Genomic DNA, 22393 nt, shown 5'->3' on the forward strand with positions numbered 1-22393 from the left:
TGGATTGGTCTGGGGACTCATCGCGATGTGTCGAGATATGTTTCCGCACTGGCCACACTAACGGATGGGGTAGGGGACAAGACATAGGCATTGCAACCAGAGTATCCCTCAAGCCTGGACTTCTTCGAACAATCAGTAAGCATTCACCCCAACAGATCCGCCGCCGGGTTCTCTGCTATATCGACATCATCGTAATATTTCTGCGCCTGCGCCATGGAGCGGTGCAGCGAGAGGCGCATGGCGGCTTGGATCGGGGCGCCGTCCAGCGCGGCCTGGGTCAGAAAGCCCGAGCGTAATCCATGCGGTGAGGCAAACCCCTGAGGCAGCCCGGCCAGTTTCAGGCGGTGTTTGACGATCTGCGCAATCGCATCCGGGCTGAGGCGACGTTTCAGCACCCGGTCGGCTTTGGAGATGGGGCGGAACAGGGGGCCATCCTCGATCCCGCCAACCTCGATCCAATGCACCAAGGCTTGCGCGGCGCGGCCCTTTAGCACCAGTCGCGGGGTTTCGCCCTTGGCTGTGGTCTTGGTCTCCACCAGCGAGAGCCAGACCAAACCTTCTTTTTCGAACGCTTTCAGGCTGACATCCTCGCGCATCAGCGCCGTGATTTCCGACCGCCGCCGCCCACCGCTGGCCCAGCCCAACATCAGGATTGCCCGATCTCGACAATCACGGCGCGAGCCGCGACAGGTGGTTAGCAACTGTTCCAGCACATCGCGGGTGATCGGATGTTGCGATTTTGGAGTAGGGGGCCGGGCGGCGGCGCGTCGCGCCTTGGCGCGGGCCTGTTTCACCTGTGGCGCGTCGAAGGGGGAAGGGAGGTTCTTCATCCGGTGAAAGGCCAACCAGGAGGCGATGCGCCGGTCCAGCGTTGACGGGGCCGGACAGGCCAACGACTTGCGCAGCCCTTGCGCGATCAGTGCCTCTGCCACCTGTCGTGCAGTGTCGTCTTCCGGGGCATCGTTCAAATCGCGGGCGTGATCGAGAATGAAGGCGAGGGCGGTGGCCTCGGATTCCGGCCAGTCCAACGCCGCACCGAACCGCGCAGACTTCCAGGCGGTGACATAGAGCAAGTCGCGCTCATAAGCGCGGAGCGTGTTTTCCGGCGTGCCGCGCACATAGAGATCGGTGAGCGCGTCCTGGTCTGTCTGTGACAGGGCAGGGGAGACAGTGGGGAGGTATGGGGCAGGGGGCTTCATGTGTCGATTTTCCCTAACCTGTAGACTGCTCATGCTTGTTTTCACCATGTTCCATGGTTGGCCTTATGCTGTGTTGGTTTTTTACGAGTAGACTCGGACTGAATTTGTGCCGGTACATATTTACAAAATTGCAGGTTACGGTGCTGCATCTACTTAGGTTTGCTGCCGGTGCGGGGCAGAGGTCTACGGGTTACGGACCAATGCCGATGCGAGTCCAGTGGTTAAGGAAAACCGACACATGAACTGTATTCTGCGCTGATTCCGCGGCAAAGTCAATCACATCTGATAAGGGATACTTATCGAGTGTAACTTGAAACTGATAGCGCAACAAAAGTAACGAGCAAAAGTAACAGATTTTGCGCGTAAAGTAGGTAGAGGGCTTGCGGAATAATAAAATCGGAGGTTCTGTCGCAGGTCTGTAAACCAATTGGCATCGACATTGCGCTGGAACCGTTGGCAAACTAAATGAAATGAACAGATATTTTGCCACTGAATTGCCTTTCTGGAAGTTTGCCAGAAACACGCTGATCGTCAGTTGCCTTGCGTTGTTTCCGCTGTTGGCCATCTTCGTTTTGCGCACGCCGGGCTTTGCGACGCACCTCCTGAACAGTGGTCCCGCGTTTGTTCGGTTTTTGCGTCAGGTGGTGACGAATGGGTTGCCGGTCGTTTTCCTTTTAAATTATCTCAGCTTTTTTCTTTTCGCCGTTGGGGTAAGGGCGCGGGGCAGGGGGGCCATCCCGGCCCGGTATCTGCTAATTGACCTGCTGCTACGGGCCGTCCTGTTCATCGCGCTGCACGCGCTGATCTACGCGCTTTCGGCAGACTGGTTCGGGTCTTTCGGCGGTGATCCCGTAGTGGCGTTGCGGGTAGTCGGTCCGACGCTGGTACGCTCCGCCTACTTCGAGAACATCTCAGGCGTTTACCTGTACGCCACGCTGGTCGGAGCGCTGCCGCTATACCTATCCGTCGTTCAGAGCCAGATCGCCCACGGTACTGGATTTGCAGCCCAACTGGCACGTCGCGTACCTGGGCGCGGCGGACCTGTGACATTGGCCCTGCTACTGATGGCGGTGTCAGTGGTCGTTCTGACCACCGCGGCGGCGCTGATTGTCCGTTTACAGTCGGTTTGGGGCTGAAGGGTCAGAACGCCCTGCGTATCGCGAAGGAGACTGCGTAATCGCGTTCAAGCTGGGGCCCATCCAGATCTTGATACACAGGGATCACGCCCTCGATACCCAGGCGCGTGCCCGCCAAAACGCCCGACCCCGGCACAAGGTAATTCACTCCGATTCCGATACTCAGAAACTGGCCGCCGCGCAGGGTCGGATCAGCGGTGGGCACCATGCCTGGGTTCAGGCGCGCATCCGACCCGTCAATGTTTTCCACGATGTCGCCGACCACCCGCAACGAGGAGCTGAACTGGTCATTCCAGCGCCGTGCACCCCAAACTGTTGCTGAATAGACGTCACCCAAGGTGTAACCGGCATCATTCTCACCCATCCGGATCACGGCGGCCAGCTGGGCGCCCCAAGACCAATCCGCGTTCTGGCCCGTATAGGTGACGCCCGGCAGCAGGTCGTAGGTGCCTGAACCCAGTTGCATGGGGTAGGGCAGCAGCTGGTCCGGCCCAGCTGGCGTGGTGTCGGTCTCGTCTATCGAGCCAGTCGGCAGACTGAGGCCAAGAGATAGTTCCAGCACCTGCCCGTCGGATTTGTAGATATCATATCCGCCGATGATCTTCAGATCGCCAAACCCCTGTGCCCTGGTCTTAAAGGTCTGGCCCATGCGGGTCTGGTGCTTCATCGTCTTGCGGGTATAGGGCAGCATCGCCATCACCGAGATCTCGTCGGTCACACCGTACATCAGGCCGACCATCGCCATGTTCATGCTCATGCTGAGCGGCGCGATCGGATACTGCGACAGAACGTTCGAGGTAGACAGCGACTGCGTTCCGGTACGATTTCCGTCCATCTCCATGTTCATGTAAGAGAACACAGGCATCAAAACACCCTCGGGTGGATGCATACCGCCAACGACACCCGTTGGCGGCACCGCGTCGGGGCGCATCATCCTGGACATGCTTCCCATACCTGACATGTTGCTGGAGGCTTGCGGGTTCATCGCCACGTTGTCAGCCGGACGGGTTTCCGGTTGGGCCATGGCAGTTGACCCAAGGCTCAGCCCCCCAGCCAGTATTACAGCCTGGAGGCGTTGCCAGACGCACGTAATCTTGCTGTTGCTCCGTGTCATGATGCCCTCGTGTTCGTTTGTTTCCTGAGTCCCTGCCCTGAAAACAAAGTGTTCGGTACGTCCATCGGTGAAGTCGAAATGGTGGGGGTCTCCAGCGCTGGAAGGTCAAGGCCGCCGGCCAGATTTGCGCTCGTCAAGCATGCATCAGCCGAAGGGGGTGCGGCAATAATGCGCTTGACCCTCCAGCGCTGGATTGTCGGACAAGGCCGCAAAACCGGAAATCCGGAGGGATTGGAATGATACCGGAAATCGGGCAGTTCGCCCTGGCGCTTGCCCTGGCCGTGTCCTTGGTGCAAAGCGTATTTCCCTTGATTGGAGCAGCACGGAACAATGTCATGTGGATGCGATCGGCATCTGCGACCTCGGTCCTACTGACAGCGCTGGTTGCTATCGCCTTCGCCGCTCTGATGTGGTCCTTCGTGGTCAGCGATTTCACTGTGCTAAATGTGGCCAGCAATTCTCATTCGCTGAAACCGATGCTTTTCAAGGTGGCTGCGACCTGGGGTAGCCACGAAGGGTCGCTGCTGTTGTGGATTCTGATATTGGTGATTTTCGGGCTGGGTGTGTCTCTGTTGGCTCGGAACATCCCACTGAAACTCAAGGCGCGCACTCTGGCAGTGCAGGCCTGGATCAGCGCGGGGTTCCTGTCATTCATGCTGTTCACCTCGAACCCGTTTGACCGGGTGTTTCCGGCACCGCTGGATGGTCAGGATTTAAATCCGCTGTTGCAGGATGTCGGCCTGGCTATGCACCCGCCGTTCCTATACCTGGGTTACGTCGGCTTCTCTATCGTATTTTCTTTCGCCGTGGCTGCCCTGATTGAGGGGCGGGTCGATCCGGCATGGGCGCGGTGGGTCCGACCCTGGACATTGGCGGCCTGGGTGTTTCTGACACTTGGTATCGTTCTGGGCAGCTGGTGGGCCTATTACGAACTGGGTTGGGGCGGCTGGTGGTTCTGGGATCCGGTCGAGAATGTCTCGTTTATGCCCTGGCTTGCTGGCACAGCGCTGTTCCATTCGGCCATTGTGACCGAAAAGCGCGGCAGCTTCAAAAGTTGGACGATCCTACTGGCCGTTTTGACCTTCTCGTTGTCCTTGTTGGGGACATTCATTGTCCGCTCAGGCTTGCTTACATCGGTCCATGCGTTTTCGGTCGATCCCGAACGCGGCATTTACATCTTGGCGCTGTTGGCTGTCGCGATCGGTGGTTCATTGACGCTGTTTGCCATACGCGCACCGGAGATGGAGGGCGGCGGTCTTTTTGCCCCGATCAGCCGCGAGGCCGGTTTGCTTATTAACAACCTGCTGCTGGCCACCGCAACGGCGACGGTTCTATTCGGTACGCTTTATCCGCTTTTGCTTGAGGCTGTGACAGGTGAAAAGATTTCGGTTGGACCACCTTATTACAACGCCAGTTTCGTGCCGATCATGCTGGTTCTAGTCGTTGTAATGGGGATTGGGCCGCTGTTGTCATGGAAGCGGGCGGATTTGCGCGGTGTTCTGTCCCGGCTCAAATGGGTGGCCGGGGTTAGCCTGCTCGTAGCGTTGCTTGTGTGGTATCTGGATACCGGCGGCCCAGCCTTGGCGGTAGTGTCGATCGGCCTTGCGGTTTGGTTGCTGGGCGCTGTGCTGACAGAGTGGGCCAGCCGAATTAAGCTGGGTGAGGCACCGTTGGCCGAGTCCCTGCGTCGGGCCCGCAGCCTACCGCGTTCTCATTACGGCATGGTCGTGGCCCATGCGGGGTTGGCTGTCTGTATGATCGGCTTTATCGGGTCCAGCGCTTGGAAATCCGAGGTCGTGACTTTTGCCGAGCCCGGAACACAGATTGAGATAGCAGGGTTCGACGTGCGTTTTGACGGTGTGGAACAGCTTCGCGGTCCGAACTATCTGTCTCGCGCGGCCACACTGACGGTATTTCGCGATGGCGCTTATGTCACCACGCTTCAACCCGAGCGCAGGGCCTATCTCGTGGCGGGTACCAGTACGACCGAGTCAGCAATTCGAACGACGTTGGCAGGGGACCTTTACGCCTCAATATCGGAACCGGCGGCGGAATCAGAACAGAGCAAATGGACCCTGCGTATCTTGTATGAGCCATTGGTGGTCTGGATCTGGATAGGTTCAGGATTGTTAGCATTTGGTGGTGTCTTGTCACTCTCCGATCGGCGTCTACGCGTCGGTGCACCACGAAAACGGACTGGGCAGAGCTCCGTTGCGGTGGCGGCGGAGTAGGGCAATGAAACGTCTATTTGCACTGTTCCCAATTACGATTGCCGGCATCCTGGGTGCCTTCCTGCTATGGGGACTGAATCCCGATCGCGATCCAAACGAAATCCCGTCTGTTTTGATCTCGCAGCCGGTGCCTGAGTTCGACTTGCCGCCGGTCGAAGGGCTGGATACCCACGGGCTGTCCAGTACCGATCTGGTGGAAAATGACGGGTCAGCTCCGATCGTGGTCAACGTGTTTGCGTCCTGGTGCGTGCCCTGCCGGGCCGAACATGCGGTGCTGACGCGTATGGTACGCGATGAGGGCATTCGCCTGATGGGCATTAACTACAAAGACAAGCCGCAGGACGCGCGGAAATGGCTCGACGATCTGGGCAACCCTTATGAGCGCATCGGTTCCGACCTGGACGGCCGAGCCGGGATCGAATGGGGGATTTCCGGCGTGCCGGAGACCTTTGTGATTGATGGCGCGGGCAAGGTCGTATTCCGTTTTGTCGGCCCGGTGCTGGGCGACGAGGCAATTTCAAAGATGCGCACCGCGCTGGATCAGGCGCGGGCGGCCGGAGGAGAGGCGTCATGATACGTCGCATTGTAATTACCGCGGTCACTCTGGCGATGCTGGTGTCGCAGCCGGCATTCGCGGTTGAGCCCGACGAGATACTTGCAGATCCGGTATTGGAAGAGCGGGCCCGGGCGATTTCGAAACAGGTGCGATGCGTGGTGTGCCAGAACCAAGACATCGACAGTTCTAACGCTGGCGTGGCGCGCGACCTTCGTCTGCTTGTGCGCGAACGGCTGGTGGCAGGCGACACGGACCAGCAGGTTATGGACTTTCTGGTTGCGCGTTATGGCGACTATGTTCTGTTCAACCCGCCATGGAAGCCATCAACTTACATTCTGTGGGTTGCGCCTATCGTCATCCTGGGGCTGGGTGGTATCGCGACTGCAGCGGTATTGACCCAAAATGCGCGCCGATATCGGAAGTCGCGAAAACAAGAGACGGAACGCGGCGCGAGCGAAGAACGGAATCCCGAAAACCATTCACTCACGGAGCCGCACGCATGATCTGGATTATCTTTTCATTCATGGCCGTGGCGGTGTTTCTGACGCTCGCCCTCTCCGGCCTGGGGCGCAAGACCTCGGACTTGTCGAGACGCGAAAGCGCCTCTGCCATCTTTTCCGACCAGATCGGCGAAGTGGAGAAGGACCTGGAACGAGGAATTATCTCAGCCGAAGAGGCCAAGGCCGCCAGAGCCGAGATAGAACGTCGCCTGAAGGCGATTGACCGGCAATCGGACGACAAAGCGATAATGGGCCATTCCGGGCGTGCGCTGATTTTACTTGCCGCGCTGGTAGTTCCAGCGCTCGGAGCCGGTCTTTATTGGCAACTGGGTAGTCCCTACATCCCCAGCCAGCCATTTGCCCAACGCGAGGGGGAGCAGGCCGAAGCCCGTGAAATCGCCGACCTTGCCGTGCGCCTGAAGTCGCGGCTTGAGGCGGATGAAACCGGCGGGCCAACCGAGGGATGGGTGTTGTTGGCTCAGACCTATATGCGTATGGGACGCTTTGGAGATGCCGCAGACGCGTTCGAGGGGTTGCTGGACCGACCCAATGCGAATTCAGCGCTGGTGTCGCAATATGGCGAGGCGTTGGTCTATGCCGATGACGGTGTCGTTACGCCCAAGGCCGATCGGGCGTTTGAACGAGCCTTGGAACTGGACCCATCGAACCCAGCAGCGACATTCTACAAAGCCATTGGTCTGGAGCAGGCTGGATCGCCTGATAAGGCCTATGACCTACTGAAGACGCGGATGGACGCCGAAGAGGAGTTCCGGCCATGGATGGAGAGTTTTGTGGCCCAGCTTAACCGCATCGCCCCGTCGATCGGACGGGCTCCGGTGAATCTGGCGGCTTTTGCCCCTTCCATGCCCGGCCCAACTGCCGATCAGGTGGCGGCGGCCGAGGAGATGTCAGACGAAGACCGGCAGGCCTTCATCCGCTCGATGGTCGAACGGCTTGCGAGCCGGATGCAGGAAAACCCAGGCGATCTGGACGGCTGGATGCGGCTGGGCAACGCCTATTCGGTGCTGGGCGAGACCGACGGCGCCCGGAACGCCTATGGCAGGGCAAGGGATCTGGCGGATGACCTGCCGCAGGGGGATCCGCGCAAGGTGGCAATCGACCGGGCATTGCTGGAACTGGGGGGTTGATTCCCGCAGCCCGGCGTGGATCGGGCCGGCGCCGACTTCGCGCTGATGCCCAGTGAGCCATCTGGAAAATTCCGGTTTAGGCTATCGCATGCCGATCTTTAGGAGGTTGAGACCATGAAAGTTGAAACGTTTTCTGATCTAATTGTCTGGACGCGGGAAATGCATCATTGGCTCGCCGAATGTTTGGCCCACTGTTCGACACAGTCAGAGCAGGAGCTGGCCAGGATGTTGCTTACCTACCTCGCCGATCATGAGGCTGCTCTGGAGAAAATCGTCGATGGTTTCGTGAAACGAGCCGATCCCAAAGCGCTCAACACCTGGGTATATGACTATTTGGGCAATGAGCCGATCGACCCACATCGCGCCTGCGACAGGCCGTTCGCACAGATGAGCGTCGATGAGATCTGCGAAGCGGTCTTCGATCTTCACAATCAGGTGATCGACTTATATCGGTATTTGCACGGGCGTGCCGAGATACCCGAGGCACGCGAACTCTTTCAGGCGATACTGGATATGGAAGAGCACGAGACCATGCGTTTAGCGCAGCAGAGCAACCGCGTCCGGGATATGTGAACTCCGGGGTCAGGATCCGCTTTCCACGGCTCCGCCCGCAATCGGCGCGGCCTGTTCCATCGCGTCGAGAATGGCGTTCGTGGTCAAGATCTCTGGCAGGGCGATGCCTTCGGGGGCCGACGGGCCGTAGACGATGTTGAAGGGGATCCCGAACCGTCCATTGTCCTCAAGGAAACGGGCGATCACATCGTCGGGGCGGGTCCAGTCGGCCTGCATCGGAATTGCTTTGTCCGATTGCAGTGTTGCCAGAACCTCGCCGCGTTCCAGCACCAGCGCTTTGTTGGCCTTGCAGGTCAGACACCAGTCGGCTGTGACATCGACGAAAACCACCTCGCCGCGCGACACAAGGCGGGCGATTTCGGGGCGGCTGAAGGTAATCCAAGGGATCTCTCCGGCTGGTTCAAGCAGCCTGGACCGGTCTTTGCCGGCAATCGCAACCGGTGCGGCAAACGCTGCGGTCAGCGTCAGCAACAGGGCTGTCCAGCGCAAAACGGGTGGCATCATCGTACTTTTCCAGATCAACAGGACCAGAACAGTTGCAGCCAGCACGGTAGCAGTTGCAGCAGTGTCTCCGGCCACCCCGACCATCACCCAGACCAACCAGCCGATCGTGGTCAGCAGTGCCGCCGACAGGGCCCATTTTAATCCCACCATCCAACGCCCCGGTTTAGGCAGAGCGGCGGTAAGTTTCGGGTGCACTGCAACCAGCAGGTAAGGAATGGCCAGCCCGACCCCCATTGCGGTGAAGATCGCCACGATATCCACCGGTCGGCCGGTCAGGGCAAAGGCCACCGCCGTGCCGAGGAAGGGGGCCGAGCAGGGCGTCGCCAGAACTGCTGAGAAGGCTCCGGTCAGGAAATCCCCGACCAGCGACACGCGGCCCTTTTCGACATGGGCAAGCCGGGTGTTCAGCGACTGCGGCAGCGTGATCTCGAACAAGCCCGCGAGGCTGGTTGCAAAAACCGCCAGCACCACGATCATCACCGCAAGGAAAAGCGGATTCTGGAACTGGATGCCCCAGCCGACGGAATAGCCCAGCGACCGCGCCGCAATGGTGATAGCCGCCAACAGCCACATGAATGTCAGGATTCCGGCTGCCGAAGCCAGGAACCCGGCGCGAATCTGAGCCGCAGAGCGGTCGCGAGCCTTTACCGCCGAGGAAAGCTTGATCGAAAGCACTGGCAGTACGCAGGGCATGACATTCAGAATCAACCCGCCGCCCACCGCCAGCAAAATGATCCAGACCAGCGCGCTGGCTGAAGTTTCGGCGGCCGCGATCTCATATGGTGGCGGGGTAGGGGGAGCGTCGGTACGGGGCGAAAACTCGGCCACGCGGTTGGTGTCGGTAACCGTGACGGACAAGGCGGGGGGGTCCTGTGCCAGAGCGAGGACCGGGAACTGCACCCATAGCTGACGCCTGTCGCCAGCGAGCCGGATGTCGGGTGCACCAAACGCGGTGTCACGTCCCATGTCGGGAAAGACATCAGGCGCATCAAAGGGCAGGTCGCTGGTGAAATTCAGCGTCAGCATCTCGGACTCGGTATCCAGGGTCGCGGCGTCGGACTTCATTCCGCTTGTGTTTCCCGTGGTTGGCACCCGCGACAGAAAGGCATTTATAAGCCGGGCCGAGTCCTGATCCCGACCCGTTCCCTGAGTCAGCGACAAGTCCAGCGAAAACTCGACCGGCACACAGATATCGGAACAGATCAGCGTTGTCACAGCGGCCTTCAAGTCAACTGGCGCTCCGGGGTTCTCGAGTGTGACGGTCAGCGGAAAGACCACTTCGTCCTTGTACCCGAAATTCTCGATCCCGAAGGCGCGAAAACGGATCGGCGCGGGCCAGTGAAACTGTACGTCGCTGACGTTTTGCGAGCCGTTCCAAGTGATCTTGGGCGGAATTCCCACCTCACCAGGCGACTTCCAGTAGGTTTTCCAATCTTCGCCCAGTTTCAGATGCAGTCCTGCAGTGATCGTCTTGACGTCAGGCGCGATCCCGTCCTGCGCGGTAATTATGTGTGCGACCAGGGGCTCTGATTCATACGCTTGGGATGTAGCTGCAAGGCTTGTCCCGGCGGAAGTCTGGCCAAAGATTAACCCCAAGATCATAATACATAAATTTAGGAGTGTTCTTGCCATTGCGCGTTGCCATCGGTTGTTTTGCACCCGTCTCTGCCAGATTCCAGCGCTGGAGGGTCAACGAGCCGGAATGTCACATCCCCACGATCAGCTCACGAAACCTTCGCGCCCGTCTTCGCAGATGAAATAGGCCCCGCCATCCGCGCCCTCCCATTGAACCCGGCAACCTTGGGGCAGGGCGTATTCAGGCTGCGGCGGTTGCAGCGGGCATAGTTTAGGGCGTGGTGCGCAAGCCGCCAGCGAAAGAGCGGCCAGCGACATGGCGGCCAACCTTGAGCACCAAAGCTTCATGATTGAAGATTATTGCCGGTGTACTGGGTTCGGTCCGACCGCGGCGTCTGTTGCCTTTGGTCTTTCCGATTCAGATTTGTTCGAATGACAGGATTTTTCCATCGCCTTGTGCATAAAGAAATGGGCTCCGAGGCACAGGATCAACGGTGCGAAAAGACCCAAGGAGTCAGAAAGCCCACCAACCGTCCCGCCGGCGATCAAGTAGAGAGCGATCGGCGTTATCATGGCAATGCAACATACCATCATGCCCCATTTCATTATCTTGCCGCCGCTAACCGGTACTGACGCCTGCGGCGCGTTTGCAGTCTGTTTTTCTTTCACATTCAACTCCAAAATTTGGATTGGAGACCTCTGCTAACGCCTTCCCACGATGGAAGGTCAAGCTGTTTTGGCGCGAAGCGAATTTGACGCTGTCAAACCAGTCCAGCATTTGCTTGGGCCTTACTTGGTGCATAGACACGGCCGGAACAGGGAAGTTTTTAGGGGTATGAACAGCAGGCATTGTCGTCCCGACGCCTGGTGAAGTTTCAGGTTAAACACGAAGCTGCCTAGGTCACTTTAAGCCTTGAAAACTCGCGGGTGGGTCGAAGCGATATCGAACGAATAATTGAATGGACAAATCTTCCCCCGTCGCGGATTGTCTAATCCCCTGGGTACTAACTCCAGACACCAACCAGCCAATAGGAGCGCTATCAATGCTGACCAGACGACATTTTGTTGCAGCCTCGCTCGCCATTTTCTCTCAGCCGGTTTTTGGAGTGACGTCGGCGGCGGCCTCGCAATGGTCGGAGTGGGATGCGCAAGTAACTCCAGCCAATTTTGATCCCGCAACATCCAATCCCTGGGGTTTACACCCACGTTTCCTGCCTCAGCGTGTGCAAACCAATCGACCACTTACTCCGGGTGACATTCATGTCGACGCGGTGGCACGATATCTGTATTTCATCGAAGACGGTGGCACAGCAATGCGTTACGGCGTAGCCATTGCCCGAGGCAATCTTTACGAGCCCGGAGTCTACACGATCAAGCGAAAGGCCAAATGGCCGCGTTGGACTCCTACAGCCGAAATGATTGAGCGCGACCCTGATGAATATGCGCAATTCGCAGATGGTGTGCCCGGTGGGCCGACAAACCCATTGGGATCAAGGGCGTTTTATCTGTTCGAAGGTGGTCGCGACACATACCTGCGAATTCACGGAACGCCTTATCCAAGATCTATCGGAGGTCGCGCAAGTTCTGGCTGCGTAAGGATGGCGATGCCACATATCATCGGGCTTTATGATCGTGTCAGGCCAGGGTCCACGGCTCATCTCTACCCTCCCGAGCGGCTTCTGACCGCGACCAGCTGACAGGCGCTTGTCAGGCGCGCGTACAGATTGGGCGCCCTTCAATAGTCCTAAGTGGTAGGTAGGTTGTTTCAACTGGCCCAACATAGCGATACCAATAGCAACCGTCCTCAGGCATGATTTTCACTGCGTTCAGGTCCTGGCCCGGAGCAGCAATCTGGGCTACGGCGTCAGGAACTTGGGAAAGCGTTCCGGGCTCGCTATCTGCAGATATTGACGTTGTTTCGGTACAAGCGCCGATGAACAAAAGTGCGGCCAGTGCTTGGAAAGCTTTCCTGAAGGACATGGTGTTTAGTCCACTGTGATTGTCATTTGTAGTGCCTGCTACCCTCGCATCGACGGGTGATCACATCAATTCACCAAGAACTAAGCAATTGTTAGCGTTGCTTTTTTGTGTTCGGTTGATTCAAGAAAGTCAGGTTTTGCTTAAAGCAGCCTGGAGTTACGTCCAAGAAAAATTGCTTTTCCACAATGACTTGATGATTTGGGTCCGCCTTCTAAGGAAATATCCCTGCGCCAACGGCAACGACAATTCAGACGAGACATCCCATATGAAATGTCATTTGCGTGTTGACCTTCCAGCGCAGGAACCGGGCATACGAGTTATTTGAGTCGGAAAAAAAGAATAAACTTTGGGATGGCAGGCATGAAACGGAGCAAAGAAGGAAAGGTTGTTACGCGACGTGGAGTGATTGCCGCGTTTGCTGCGACGACGCTTTTTCCAGCACCGGCCGTTTGGGCCCAATCAACGGCAACTGAGGGGACGCGCCGCAATGTTTCCTCATTCCGCGTTGCTAAATGGCAGGACCACTTTGATACGCTTAAGAATGGTGTGATCCTGTCCGATACACAGTCCAAGGTCCTGCAATATTGGTCGGAAGACGAAAGCGTCTACCGAATGTATCCAACCAGCGTACCGCTGACGGAAGACCTTACAAGGCTGGGCTACACCACAGTTACTCGCAAGGTCGAAGGGCCGTCTTGGCGACCGACACCAGCAATGAAAAAGCGCAACCCCGCTTGGCCCGATTATGTGGGCCCGGGTCCGGAGAATCCTCTGGGGACACATGCACTTTATTTGAGCTGGCAATACTACCGGATCCACGGCACCAACGACACGCGCAAGATCGGGAGAAGATCCTCCAACGGCTGCATTGGCTTGTACAACGAGCAGATTGCGGAATTGTTCGAACTGGCCACTGTGGGCACTCAGGTAAAACTGATCTGACCTTGGTCAGGCCGATTTTTTTTGCGCGCGTTGAACCTAAGAACTGACAATCATGTGAAGAACAGAGATGGATAAACTTACACTCTTGATCGGCGGAGTAGTGATCGCAGGCGCCGCCGCGTTCGTCTACAACTTAAATCAGCAACCAACAGGTCACTCGATGACGCCGCCCGATACGTCAGCACTGGAGCAAGGAGACCCAATCGAAAACGTCACTCTGCCGGACCAGCTAAGCGAATTTGCGGCCGTCGGCAAAGTGGCATTCGACGCCAAATGCTCGGCGTGCCATGGCGCGAATGCAACAGGTCTGGAAGGCCTTGCACCACCTTTGGTGCATAAAATCTATGAACCAAGCCACCATTCGGACGAGTCATTTTATGTGGCAGTCCAGAATGGAGTTCGGGCACACCATTGGAAGTTCGGCAATATGCCGCCGGTCGATGGCTTGACCCGTGCGGATGTGAAGGGCATCGTGGCGTATATCAGAGAGCTGCAGCAGGAAAACGGGATTTTCTGAAGGTGACGAGCCGAATGGGCAGTGCAATTCGTTACATCATACTGTCAATGGTGCTGACCATTGGCGGGCTGCTTGTGACGGCCGATTCTGCTCATGCACATGGCAGTGGTTCTCAGCACGTGATTGACCAAACGGACTCCGCGGACGTTGAGCATGTCAAGCAGGGTCATCCCGGACATTGTCATGGCGGAACGATTTGCAACGCTGTTGGTCTATTTTCGATGGGTCCACCACCGCCTGGCCCCCAAGATACTGAACAAAGATACTCGATCCCTCGAGCCCAATACCGGGTTCTCGGTATCGCGGCGTTTGACCCACCACCGCCGCGTGTCCTGATCTGACCAGTCGAATTGCGCTCAACCTGGGCGCGTCGAAGCAGACGACAAGGACAAAACAATGAACATTCTGAAAATGACCACAGGCGTTGCCCTGGTTTCTCTGTTTGCAGCCGCCGCCCTGGCGCATGGTGGCGCAACCGGCATCGTCAAAGAACGCATGGATGGTATGTCCGCGATGAAGGACAGCATGAAGATCCTTACGCCGATGATGCAGGGGAAAACGCCCTACAATGCGCAAACGGTACGAAGCGAGGCCAAGAAAATCGGGCGTCACGCTGGCGAGAGCATGACAAAGCTGTTTCCAGAGGGATCTGATGGCAAACCCTCGGAGGCCAAATCGGAGATCTGGCAGGATTGGGGTTCATTTGCAGAGTTAGCCAGGCAGTTGGAATCCTACTCTGAAGGCCTTGTGCTTGCGGCGGACAACGGGTTGATGATGTCCGGGTCGGGCCATGGTTCGGGCATGATGGGCGGCGCATCCATGATGGGTGGCGGTTCTATGATGGGTGCCGGAATGATGGGCGGCAGTCCAAACCAGGCACAACTTTCTGAAATGCCGGCAGATGGTGTGTTCATGATGCTGAGCCAGACATGCTCGGCGTGTCACACGCAATTTCGGTCGGAATAGGAATGCGTCATGAGACCGATATTCCGATTGGGCCTTGCTGCCGCCGTAGCGGCGTCAGCGGGACTTGTTGCTGTGATGGCTTGGCCGATTGGCCAGCCCTTACAAGCTCTCGACATTCAGGGTGACGTTAACCGCGGGGCGTATCTGGCAAGGGCAAGTGGTTGTATCGCTTGCCACACAGATTTTGCCAAAGGGGGCGCGGCCTTGGCCGGTGGGGTGGAGTTGGATACCCCGTTCGGCACGCTCTTTTCGCCGAACCTGACCACAGATCCCGATCACGGGATCGGTGATTGGACAATCGAGGAGTTCGCCCGCGCGGTGCGTCAAGGCGTATCACCCGGCGGACAACCCTATTACCCGGCCTTTCCTTATCCATTCTATGCCAATTTCACGGATCAGGACATCGCCGATCTCTGGGCCGCATGGCAAACAGTTCCACCGGTAGCGGAACCGTCAAAAGAACAGGAAATGGCGTTCCCCTTCAATCAGAGATGGGGCCTGAAGCTGTGGCGCGCGGCTTTTCTGGAACCACCCCGCACTGATCCCGTGCCGGGCAATGACGAAGTGTGGAACCGGGGCCGGCTACTGGTCGAAGGTGCCACACATTGTGCGGCCTGCCACACCGGGAGGAACCTGGCTGGCGCAAGAAATTCGGACACGGAACACTTCAAGGGAAGTGACTCTCTGCCGGGCGGTGACAAGGCACCGGCCATCGACTTTGAGACCCTGCAAAAGCGTGGTTGGACGGTAGATGATTTGGCCTACGCGTTGCGCACCGGCGTCATGCCTGATGGCGATGTCTTCGGCGGCGCCATGGGAGAGGTCGTAAACTATGGCACCAGCTTTCTGACAGACGAAGACCGGAAGGCAATGGCGACCTATCTGCTGGATGTGCACGACGGGGGGTAATCGAGTGAGAGATCAAATTTTCTTTGGAGGGAAGTCCTCATGAAGCTCAATCGCAGGCAATTCGTTGCAGGCACGTCGGCACTAATCGCAGTGCCGACTATCGGGAGGGCGGCTACCGCCCCCCGAATAATCGAGGCGCGTTCAGGATTGGCACGTGTTGCCCCCGACAGCTATCCTGAAACCGAGATATGGGGATATGATGGCGGTGTTCCGGGCCCCGAAATTCGTGCCCGGCAGGGCGAAACGGTTCGCCGGACACTCCTGAACTCACTGCCTCAGCCTACGGCAATCCATTGGCATGGACTGCGGGTACCAAACAACATGGATGGGGTGCCGGGTCTTACACAGGAGGCTGTACCAACAAGCGGCGAGTTTCAGTATGACTTGCCTCTGAAGGATGCAGGAACCTTCTGGTACCACTCTCATAACCAGTCAACGGAACAAGTGGCCAGGGGCCTTTACGGCGCGTTCATCGTCGACGAAATGGACCCGCCGGACACGGATCATGACATTACGATCCTGCTGGATGACTGGAGGTTGGGTCAGGACGCCCAAATCGTCGATGATTTCGGCGCGATGCATGACTGGACGCATGCAGGCCGAATGGGAAACTACGTTCACGCACACATATCGCCCATGACAGAAGTTCTGACAAACCAGCGTTTGCGACTTCGAATGGTCAACGTGGCAACTGATCGGATCATGTATGTCTCAGTAGGTGGCGCAAACGGGAAACTGGTCGCTTATGATGGCATGCCTGTAAGGCAGCCAGAGGATTTTGAAACCCTTGTTTTTGGGCCTGCACAGCGAGCAGACTTAATTGTTGATGTCACAGCGGAATCGAACGAAGCCGTTCAAATAACTCTTCACGAACGCGATGAATCGTTTGTCATTGCTGAAATCCCGGTTTCGGGAAGCGGTGCATCCGCAAACCGCGGTGCAATAGAAGCCCTGCCACCCAACCCTGTTTCCTTTCTCGAAGATGTTTCTGACGCTTTGACAATCCCATTAGTGATGGAAGGCGGGGCGATGGGCGGACTGCGTCAAGGCACTTTTAACGGCCAGGTCATGAGCACCAATGAATTGGTTCAGGAAGGGCAGATCTGGACATTCAACGGTGTCGCCGGGTTACCTGAAAACCCCCTTGCTGCCGTTTCGCGTGGCGACATAGTCCGGATTCAGATGCAGAACGACACCGTCTTTCCGCACGCTATGCACTTGCACGGGACGCACTTTCAGGAAGTTCTGCCAAACGGCAACCTAGGGCCGCTGCGGGACACAATCCTGGTTGACCGGATAGAAAAGCGGGAGATTGCGTTCGTTGCGGATAACCCGGGGGATTGGCTGTTTCATTGCCATATGCTGTCGCATCAGGCCGCTGGTATGAAGACCTGGCTGAGCGTGGCATGATGAACAAGAGTTCGGCGAAATGGGTGTCACTGGCTGCTGTAGTGATCATTGTCGCGGTCGCTGGCTGGGGCCTGAGTGGGCGTGCGCAGAACAGTGCATCAGCGGATTCGGCACGTGGTGCAGTTTTGTACGCCGAAAACTGCGCGTCATGCCACGGGGCAAATTTGGAGGGTCAGCAGGATTGGCAAACACCTGATCCGGATGGCGTCTTGCGGGCGCCCCCGCATGACCGAACCGGGCATACCTGGCATCACGGCGACAAGCTGTTGTTCGACTATACAAAGTTTGGCGGGGACCAAACTTTGAAACAGATGGGTGTCGCTGACGTCAAAAGCGGCATGCCAGGCTTCGGGGACACTCTGTCGGATCAGGATATCTGGGACATCCTCGCCTTCATCCAGGAGAGTTGGCCGGATCGGGAACGCAAGCTGCAAGAGCAACGCACCGAAGCAGAACAAACGGAAGGAAACTGATGTGAAACGAATACTTGCAGGCTTAGTCGCTATCGCCATGTCGATTGGCATTCCTATGGCACGCGCCGACGAGCTGTCTGACTCCGATGTAAAACGGCTGGCTCTCGAAGCCATTTTGGAAAACCCTGAGATCATCATGCAGGCGATTCAATTGCTTCAACAGCGCGAGGATCAGGCAAAAGCCGAAGCAATTGGAAGCGTCTTGGAAAATCAGCGTGAATTGCTGGAACAGGATCCGAATGCGCCTGTAATCGGAAACCCGGAAGGCGATGTAACCGTGGTCGAGTTTTTCGACTATAACTGCCCATATTGCAAACGCGCTGCCCCGGTCGTGAAGAACGTAATCGCGGGCGATTCCGATGTGCGAATTGTTTATCGAGAATGGCCCATACTTGGAGAAGGTTCCGACTTCGCGGCACGCGCTGCGCTGGCCTCACGAAACCAGGGAAAATACGAAGAATTTCATTGGGCGCTTATGGCTCTGAACGGTCGTGCCACTGAGGCCAGTGTACTGAAAGTTGTTCGGGAACTTGGCCTGGACGAGGATCAATTGCGCGCAGATATGGAAGCGCCGGAAGTCGACGCGCATATTCAGATTTCCATGGAATTGGCCCGACAGCTTGGCTTCAGTGGCACTCCTTCGTTTGTGATTGGAGATGCGCTTGCCCCGGGTCTGATCACCGAAGATGAAATGACCCGGTTAATCGTGGCAGTCAGAGACGCAAGATAGAACCAAGGGGGCGACAGCATGTGCGCTCCTAAGTTTATCATGCGATCGTGGCTTCGTATCCCTCGGACTTCAGCGCTGCAAGGATATGATCAAGTGAATTGGTGCTTAAGACACGTACCCTGCGGTTTTCCATGTCAAAGTCCAACTGTGCGGAGGAATCCACCGTGGCAACGGCTTTTTCGATAGCTGACTTGCAGTGCCCGCAGCTCATATCCGGGATATTTAGGGTCGTCATGGATGTTTGCTCCTGTGTTCCGTCGTCCCGGCTAAAGTATTCCAGCACAGGAAGGTCAAGTCGTGATTATTGGATCGTCAAAATTAGTGGCAAAGAAAGTCAGCCCCATCCCTTGACCTTCCACTTGCTGGAACCCTTATGTTTCCCGTCAGCAGAACATTGGTGGTGACAATATGACTGAAATTTCACATGCAAGGTTTCAAGTTCAGGGTATGAGCTGTGCGTCCTGCGTAGGGCGGGTTGAGCGCGCGTTGAAAGATGTGCCAGGGGTAGATGCCGCTTCGGTTAATCTCGCCAGCGAAAGCGTTCAGGTCGATTTCCGCGATCCAGCCGATAAAGCGGCCATTGCTGATGCGTTAAACAGCGCCGGATATCTGGCACGGACGGAAGAGGTAACGCTGGATATTCAGAACATGTCCTGCGCATCGTGCGTGGGGCGCGTTGAACGGGCATTGCAAGCAGATGATGGCGTCTTGTCCGCGTCGGTCAATCTGGCCACCGAAAGTGCAACTGTACGTTATGCTGAGGGAGTCACAACACCCGAAGCCATCGCGGCGCTTGCGGCATCTGCTGGCTATCCGGCGAGCCTGCGATCCGCGACGCAGACCGAACCACAAGACCGCAAAGCCAAAGAGATTCGCCAATTGGCCCGGCGAACAAGCTTTGCCGCCTTGCTCGCTTTGCCGGTCTTTATCCTTGAAATGGGCTCGCATGTTATTCCGGGCATGCACCACCTGATAGCGAGCACGATCGGCATCCAGAACAGCTATTACCTGCAATTCCTTCTAACCACGATCGTTCTTTTTGGGCCAGGTTTGCAGTTCTATACTAAGGGATTCCCTTCCTTGTTCAAAGGCGCGCCGGACATGAATTCTCTGGTGGCTCTGGGCACTTCGGCGGCTTATGGGTTCTCGCTTGTTTCCACCTTTGCGCCGGGTGTTCTTCCCGCCGGAACCGCAAACGTCTACTACGAGGCCGCAGCGGTGATCGTGGTTCTCATATTGCTGGGGAGGTTCCTCGAGGCGCGCGCCAAGGGGCGAACTGGTGAAGCGATCCGAAAACTGGTCGGTCTGCAGGCAAAAACAGCGCGCGTTGAGCGCGACGGATCGGTTGTCGAGCTACCGATCGAGCAGATCGTTGTAGGGGATATTGTGCACGTTCGACCGGGCGAAAAAATCGCGGTGGATGGTGCCGTAGTGACCGGCGCGTCATATGTCGATGAAAGCATGATCACCGGCGAGCCGGTTCCTGCCGAAAAGACCGAGGGCGCAACTGTGGTCGGCGGAACAGTTAATGGCGCGGGCGCATTGACGTACCGGGCTGAAAAGATCGGCGCAGACACTATGTTGGCCCAGATCATTCAAATGGTCGAACAAGCACAGGGTGCCAAGCTTCCGATTCAAGGCTTGGTTGACCGCATCACGCTGTGGTTCGTGCCGGTAGTGATCGCTGTGGCCGTAATGACTGTGCTGGTTTGGATGTTGTTCGGACCCGATCCTGCGCTCAGCTTGGCGTTGGTAGCCGGGGTTGCGGTACTGATCATTGCTTGCCCCTGCGCCATGGGGTTGGCCACACCCACCTCAATCATGGTCGGCACCGGCCGCGCGGCCGAGATGGGTGTCCTGTTTCGAAAGGGCGACGCCTTGCAAATGCTGCAGGAAACCACCGTTGTTGCGGTGGACAAGACGGGGACCTTGACCGAAGGGCGTCCGGAGCTGACCGACCTGATTGTGGCCGAAGGATTGGCCGAGGATGAGGTTCTGCGCCTTGTTGCTGCCGTTGAGGTCACATCCGAACATCCGATCGCCACGGCCATCGTGCGCGCGGCTGAAACCCGTGGTCTGGAGCTTTCGAAGCCAGAAGACTTCACGTCGATCACCGGTTACGGGGTAAGCGCCTCAGTCGAAGGCCATACAATCCTGATCGGGGCCGACCGCCTGATGAGTCGCGAAGGGGTTGAAATGGGCGCGTTGTCTGATCGGGGCGCTGAACTCGCAATCAACGGAAAGACTCCACTTTATGCCTCCGTAGACGGAGTTATCGCAGCCGTCATCGCCGTGGCGGACCCAATCAAGACCACCACGCCAGACGCAATTGAAGCTTTGCACGGACTGGGGCTGAAAGTAGCGATGATTACCGGCGACAATACCGCTACAGCCAAATCCATCGCGGCGCAGCTTGGCATCGATCATGTCGTGGCCGAGGTTCTGCCAGAGGGTAAAGTATCCGCGTTGCAAGATCTGCGCTCAAATGGCGGAAAACTGGCCTTTGTGGGTGATGGCATCAATGATGCCCCCGCTCTGGCGGCGGCTGACGTAGGAATTGCGATCGGGACAGGCACTGACATCGCCATCGAGGCGGCTGACGTCGTTCTGATGTCAGGCGACCTGACAGGCGTGGTCAACGCCTTCGATATTAGTCAGCGCACCATGCGTAACATCCGCCAAAACCTGTTCTGGGCTTTCAGCTACAACACGCTGCTCATACCGGTTGCAGCGGGGGTGCTCTATCCGTTTGGCGGCCCGTTGCTGTCGCCGGTTTTGGCTGCAGGTGCCATGGCGCTGTCCAGTGTATTTGTCCTGACCAACGCGCTGCGGTTGCGCTGGGTTAAGCCGATCAAAGTTGGGCGAGAACAGATCTCGCAGAATGAAGAGCAGGCGCTGCGATCAGCGCCTGCTGAATAGAATAGGAGAACCGCTGTGAATATCGGAGATGTAGCAGAACGTTCGGGTCTGCCTGCCAAAACCATCCGTTATTACGAGGATATCGGATTCATCAAACCCAGGCGCAGTCTGAACGGGTATCGACATTTCGACGAAAAGGAACTGCACAAACTGGCCTTCATCGGGCGGGCCCGCTCATTGGGCTTTACCATTGAGGATTGCCGTTCACTACTGGCGTTGTACGAGGACAAAGAACGCGCAAGCGCGGACGTGAAGGATATCGCCAAACAGAACCTAAAAGAAATAGATGCCAAGATCGCGGACCTGAAGGCCATGCATGCTACACTGTCTCATTTAATCGATGAATGTGCCGGAGACCACCGTCCCGACTGCCCGATCCTGAAGAACCTCGGCCAAACTTAGATGCGCTCATCGTATGAACTGCCTCCTATTTTGGCAGTTTGTTACGTGTATTCGCGGGAATCCGCTTCATTTCGATACAGCGCACCAACTCACCTGTTTTTTCCTCCGACTGGCTTGAACACTCGTTACGTTCGTCCTAACTGCACGGGATGAAGTGGAAGTTTTTCTCAGTGTTGCGAATGACGTTTCTGACATGCGTCTGCTTGGCGATGACCTTCGTCGGCACTGTTGTGGTCGCGAGCAGTGACGTCAAAAACAGTAGCACCTCTGAGCCTCACGGCGTTTCAATGGCTGCAAAGTCATCAGACTTCAAACACGACCATAGCGGTTTGCATCCGACGACTGGCCAAATCCACACGGATAGCCACGTAAATCACAGCGGAGAATGTCATTCCGGTATCTGTTGTGTTGGCGAATATCCGACCCACGTAGGACTTGCGGTTTTGGCTGAAGCTTTTGGCCAGAAAAACCGTAACATGGATTCCGACATCCACAACTCTCAAGCGCCTCTGACGCCCGATCGTCCTCCACAAATCTCCTAACATCCACAGGCCCGTCAGCGCGGGTTTTCATGTTGTTTCGGTTCGAGCATGCACTGCGACCGTCAGG

General features: G+C 57.0%; 23 protein-coding genes. 17 read left to right on the plus strand and 6 right to left on the minus strand.

Going from position 1 to position 22393, the window contains the following annotated elements; genetic code table 11:
- Positions 1-143: 143 nt before the first annotated feature.
- Positions 144-1199: a tyrosine-type recombinase/integrase gene (locus tag ACR0LW_RS18930; RefSeq protein ID WP_480522591.1), complete on the minus strand. Its 1056-nt coding sequence runs from the start codon at positions 1197-1199 to the stop codon at positions 144-146.
- Positions 1200-1669: 470 nt separating this feature from the next.
- Here ACR0LW_RS18930 and ACR0LW_RS18935 point away from each other — a divergent pair, with 470 nt between their 5' ends.
- Positions 1670-2335, plus strand: a complete 666-nt coding sequence (locus tag ACR0LW_RS18935) for a hypothetical protein (RefSeq protein ID WP_050605729.1) — start codon at positions 1670-1672, stop codon at positions 2333-2335.
- Positions 2336-2339: 4 nt separating this feature from the next.
- Here the strand turns inward: ACR0LW_RS18935 and ACR0LW_RS18940 are convergent, their stop codons facing one another.
- On the minus strand, positions 2340-3359 hold the full coding sequence (locus ACR0LW_RS18940; RefSeq protein WP_170775027.1) for a transporter: 1020 nt from the start codon (positions 3357-3359) through the stop codon (positions 2340-2342).
- 326 nt (positions 3360-3685) lie between these two features.
- Here ACR0LW_RS18940 and ACR0LW_RS18945 point away from each other — a divergent pair, with 326 nt between their 5' ends.
- From ACR0LW_RS18945 to ACR0LW_RS18965, 5 genes are all read left to right on the plus strand, one after another.
- Positions 3686-5680 carry a heme lyase CcmF/NrfE family subunit gene (locus ACR0LW_RS18945; RefSeq protein ID WP_170417870.1) on the plus strand — a complete coding sequence of 665 codons (1995 nt, stop codon included), beginning with the start codon at positions 3686-3688 and terminating at the stop codon, positions 5678-5680.
- Between the two features lie 4 nt (positions 5681-5684).
- The gene (locus tag ACR0LW_RS18950) at positions 5685-6254 is read left to right on the plus strand and encodes a DsbE family thiol:disulfide interchange protein (RefSeq protein WP_170417873.1); all 570 of its coding nucleotides are present in this window, start codon (positions 5685-5687) and stop codon (positions 6252-6254) included.
- Positions 6251-6739, plus strand: coding sequence for a cytochrome c-type biogenesis protein (locus tag ACR0LW_RS18955; RefSeq protein WP_170417876.1), 489 nt, complete (start codon positions 6251-6253; stop codon positions 6737-6739). The genes ACR0LW_RS18950 and ACR0LW_RS18955 overlap by 4 nt, the downstream gene beginning before the upstream one ends.
- The gene (ccmI, locus tag ACR0LW_RS18960) at positions 6736-7884 is read left to right on the plus strand and encodes a c-type cytochrome biogenesis protein CcmI (RefSeq protein ID WP_170417878.1); all 1149 of its coding nucleotides are present in this window, start codon (positions 6736-6738) and stop codon (positions 7882-7884) included. The genes ACR0LW_RS18955 and ccmI overlap by 4 nt, the downstream gene beginning before the upstream one ends.
- Positions 7885-7998: 114 nt before the next feature.
- Positions 7999-8457, plus strand: a complete 459-nt coding sequence (locus ACR0LW_RS18965) for an ATPase (protein WP_170417881.1) — start codon at positions 7999-8001, stop codon at positions 8455-8457.
- A gap of 9 nt (positions 8458-8466) precedes the next feature.
- Here the strand turns inward: ACR0LW_RS18965 and ACR0LW_RS18970 are convergent, their stop codons facing one another.
- The 3 genes from ACR0LW_RS18970 to ACR0LW_RS18980 form a co-directional block, all read right to left on the minus strand.
- Positions 8467-10563, minus strand: coding sequence for a protein-disulfide reductase DsbD family protein (locus ACR0LW_RS18970; protein ID WP_170418009.1), 2097 nt, complete (start codon positions 10561-10563; stop codon positions 8467-8469).
- Between the two features lie 117 nt (positions 10564-10680).
- Complete coding sequence (locus ACR0LW_RS18975; protein ID WP_170417885.1) at positions 10681-10854, minus strand: hypothetical protein; 174 nt, start codon at positions 10852-10854, stop codon at positions 10681-10683.
- A gap of 39 nt (positions 10855-10893) precedes the next feature.
- Positions 10894-11205 carry a DUF2933 domain-containing protein gene (locus tag ACR0LW_RS18980; protein WP_255612174.1) on the minus strand — a complete coding sequence of 104 codons (312 nt, stop codon included), beginning with the start codon at positions 11203-11205 and terminating at the stop codon, positions 10894-10896.
- A 374-nt stretch (positions 11206-11579) separates the two neighbouring features.
- Between ACR0LW_RS18980 and ACR0LW_RS18985 the strand changes: the two genes are divergently transcribed.
- The 8 genes from ACR0LW_RS18985 (at position 11580) to ACR0LW_RS19020 (ending at position 18463) form a co-directional block, all read left to right on the plus strand.
- Entirely contained in the window at positions 11580-12233 is a 654-nt protein-coding gene (locus ACR0LW_RS18985) for a L,D-transpeptidase (protein ID WP_050605720.1), read from the plus strand.
- A gap of 634 nt (positions 12234-12867) precedes the next feature.
- Positions 12868-13458 (plus strand): L,D-transpeptidase, encoded by a 591-nt coding sequence (locus ACR0LW_RS18990; protein WP_170417888.1) that lies wholly within the window; start codon positions 12868-12870, stop codon positions 13456-13458.
- A 67-nt stretch (positions 13459-13525) separates the two neighbouring features.
- Positions 13526-13975: a c-type cytochrome gene (locus ACR0LW_RS18995; protein ID WP_170417891.1), complete on the plus strand. Its 450-nt coding sequence runs from the start codon at positions 13526-13528 to the stop codon at positions 13973-13975.
- A gap of 396 nt (positions 13976-14371) precedes the next feature.
- The gene (locus tag ACR0LW_RS19000; RefSeq protein ID WP_170417895.1) at positions 14372-14941 is read left to right on the plus strand and encodes a c-type cytochrome; all 570 of its coding nucleotides are present in this window, start codon (positions 14372-14374) and stop codon (positions 14939-14941) included.
- A 9-nt stretch (positions 14942-14950) separates the two neighbouring features.
- On the plus strand, positions 14951-15850 hold the full coding sequence (locus tag ACR0LW_RS19005; RefSeq protein ID WP_170417899.1) for a c-type cytochrome: 900 nt from the start codon (positions 14951-14953) through the stop codon (positions 15848-15850).
- Between the two features lie 39 nt (positions 15851-15889).
- Positions 15890-17260, plus strand: coding sequence for a multicopper oxidase family protein (locus ACR0LW_RS19010; RefSeq protein ID WP_170417903.1), 1371 nt, complete (start codon positions 15890-15892; stop codon positions 17258-17260).
- The gene (locus ACR0LW_RS19015; RefSeq protein ID WP_171724989.1) at positions 17260-17733 is read left to right on the plus strand and encodes a c-type cytochrome; all 474 of its coding nucleotides are present in this window, start codon (positions 17260-17262) and stop codon (positions 17731-17733) included. Before ACR0LW_RS19010 ends, ACR0LW_RS19015 begins: the two co-directional genes overlap by 1 nt.
- A gap of 1 nt (position 17734) precedes the next feature.
- Positions 17735-18463, plus strand: coding sequence for a DsbA family protein (locus ACR0LW_RS19020; protein ID WP_414478956.1), 729 nt, complete (start codon positions 17735-17737; stop codon positions 18461-18463).
- A gap of 37 nt (positions 18464-18500) precedes the next feature.
- On the opposite strand, the gene ACR0LW_RS19025 is transcribed toward ACR0LW_RS19020, so the two are convergent.
- A complete protein-coding gene (locus ACR0LW_RS19025; RefSeq protein WP_170417905.1) occupies positions 18501-18698 on the minus strand; it encodes a heavy-metal-associated domain-containing protein in 198 nt (65 codons plus the stop codon).
- Between the two features lie 173 nt (positions 18699-18871).
- Here ACR0LW_RS19025 and ACR0LW_RS19030 point away from each other — a divergent pair, with 173 nt between their 5' ends.
- The 3 genes from ACR0LW_RS19030 (at position 18872) to ACR0LW_RS19040 (ending at position 22326) form a co-directional block, all read left to right on the plus strand.
- A complete protein-coding gene (locus ACR0LW_RS19030) occupies positions 18872-21382 on the plus strand; it encodes a heavy metal translocating P-type ATPase (RefSeq protein ID WP_170417908.1) in 2511 nt (836 codons plus the stop codon).
- A 15-nt stretch (positions 21383-21397) separates the two neighbouring features.
- On the plus strand, positions 21398-21784 hold the full coding sequence (gene cueR / locus ACR0LW_RS19035) for a Cu(I)-responsive transcriptional regulator (protein WP_152460772.1): 387 nt from the start codon (positions 21398-21400) through the stop codon (positions 21782-21784).
- Positions 21785-21933: 149 nt separating this feature from the next.
- Positions 21934-22326 carry a hypothetical protein gene (locus tag ACR0LW_RS19040; protein ID WP_170741025.1) on the plus strand — a complete coding sequence of 131 codons (393 nt, stop codon included), beginning with the start codon at positions 21934-21936 and terminating at the stop codon, positions 22324-22326.
- Positions 22327-22393 lie beyond the last annotated feature (67 nt).

This window comes from Ruegeria sp. N4 (assembly GCF_056531425.1).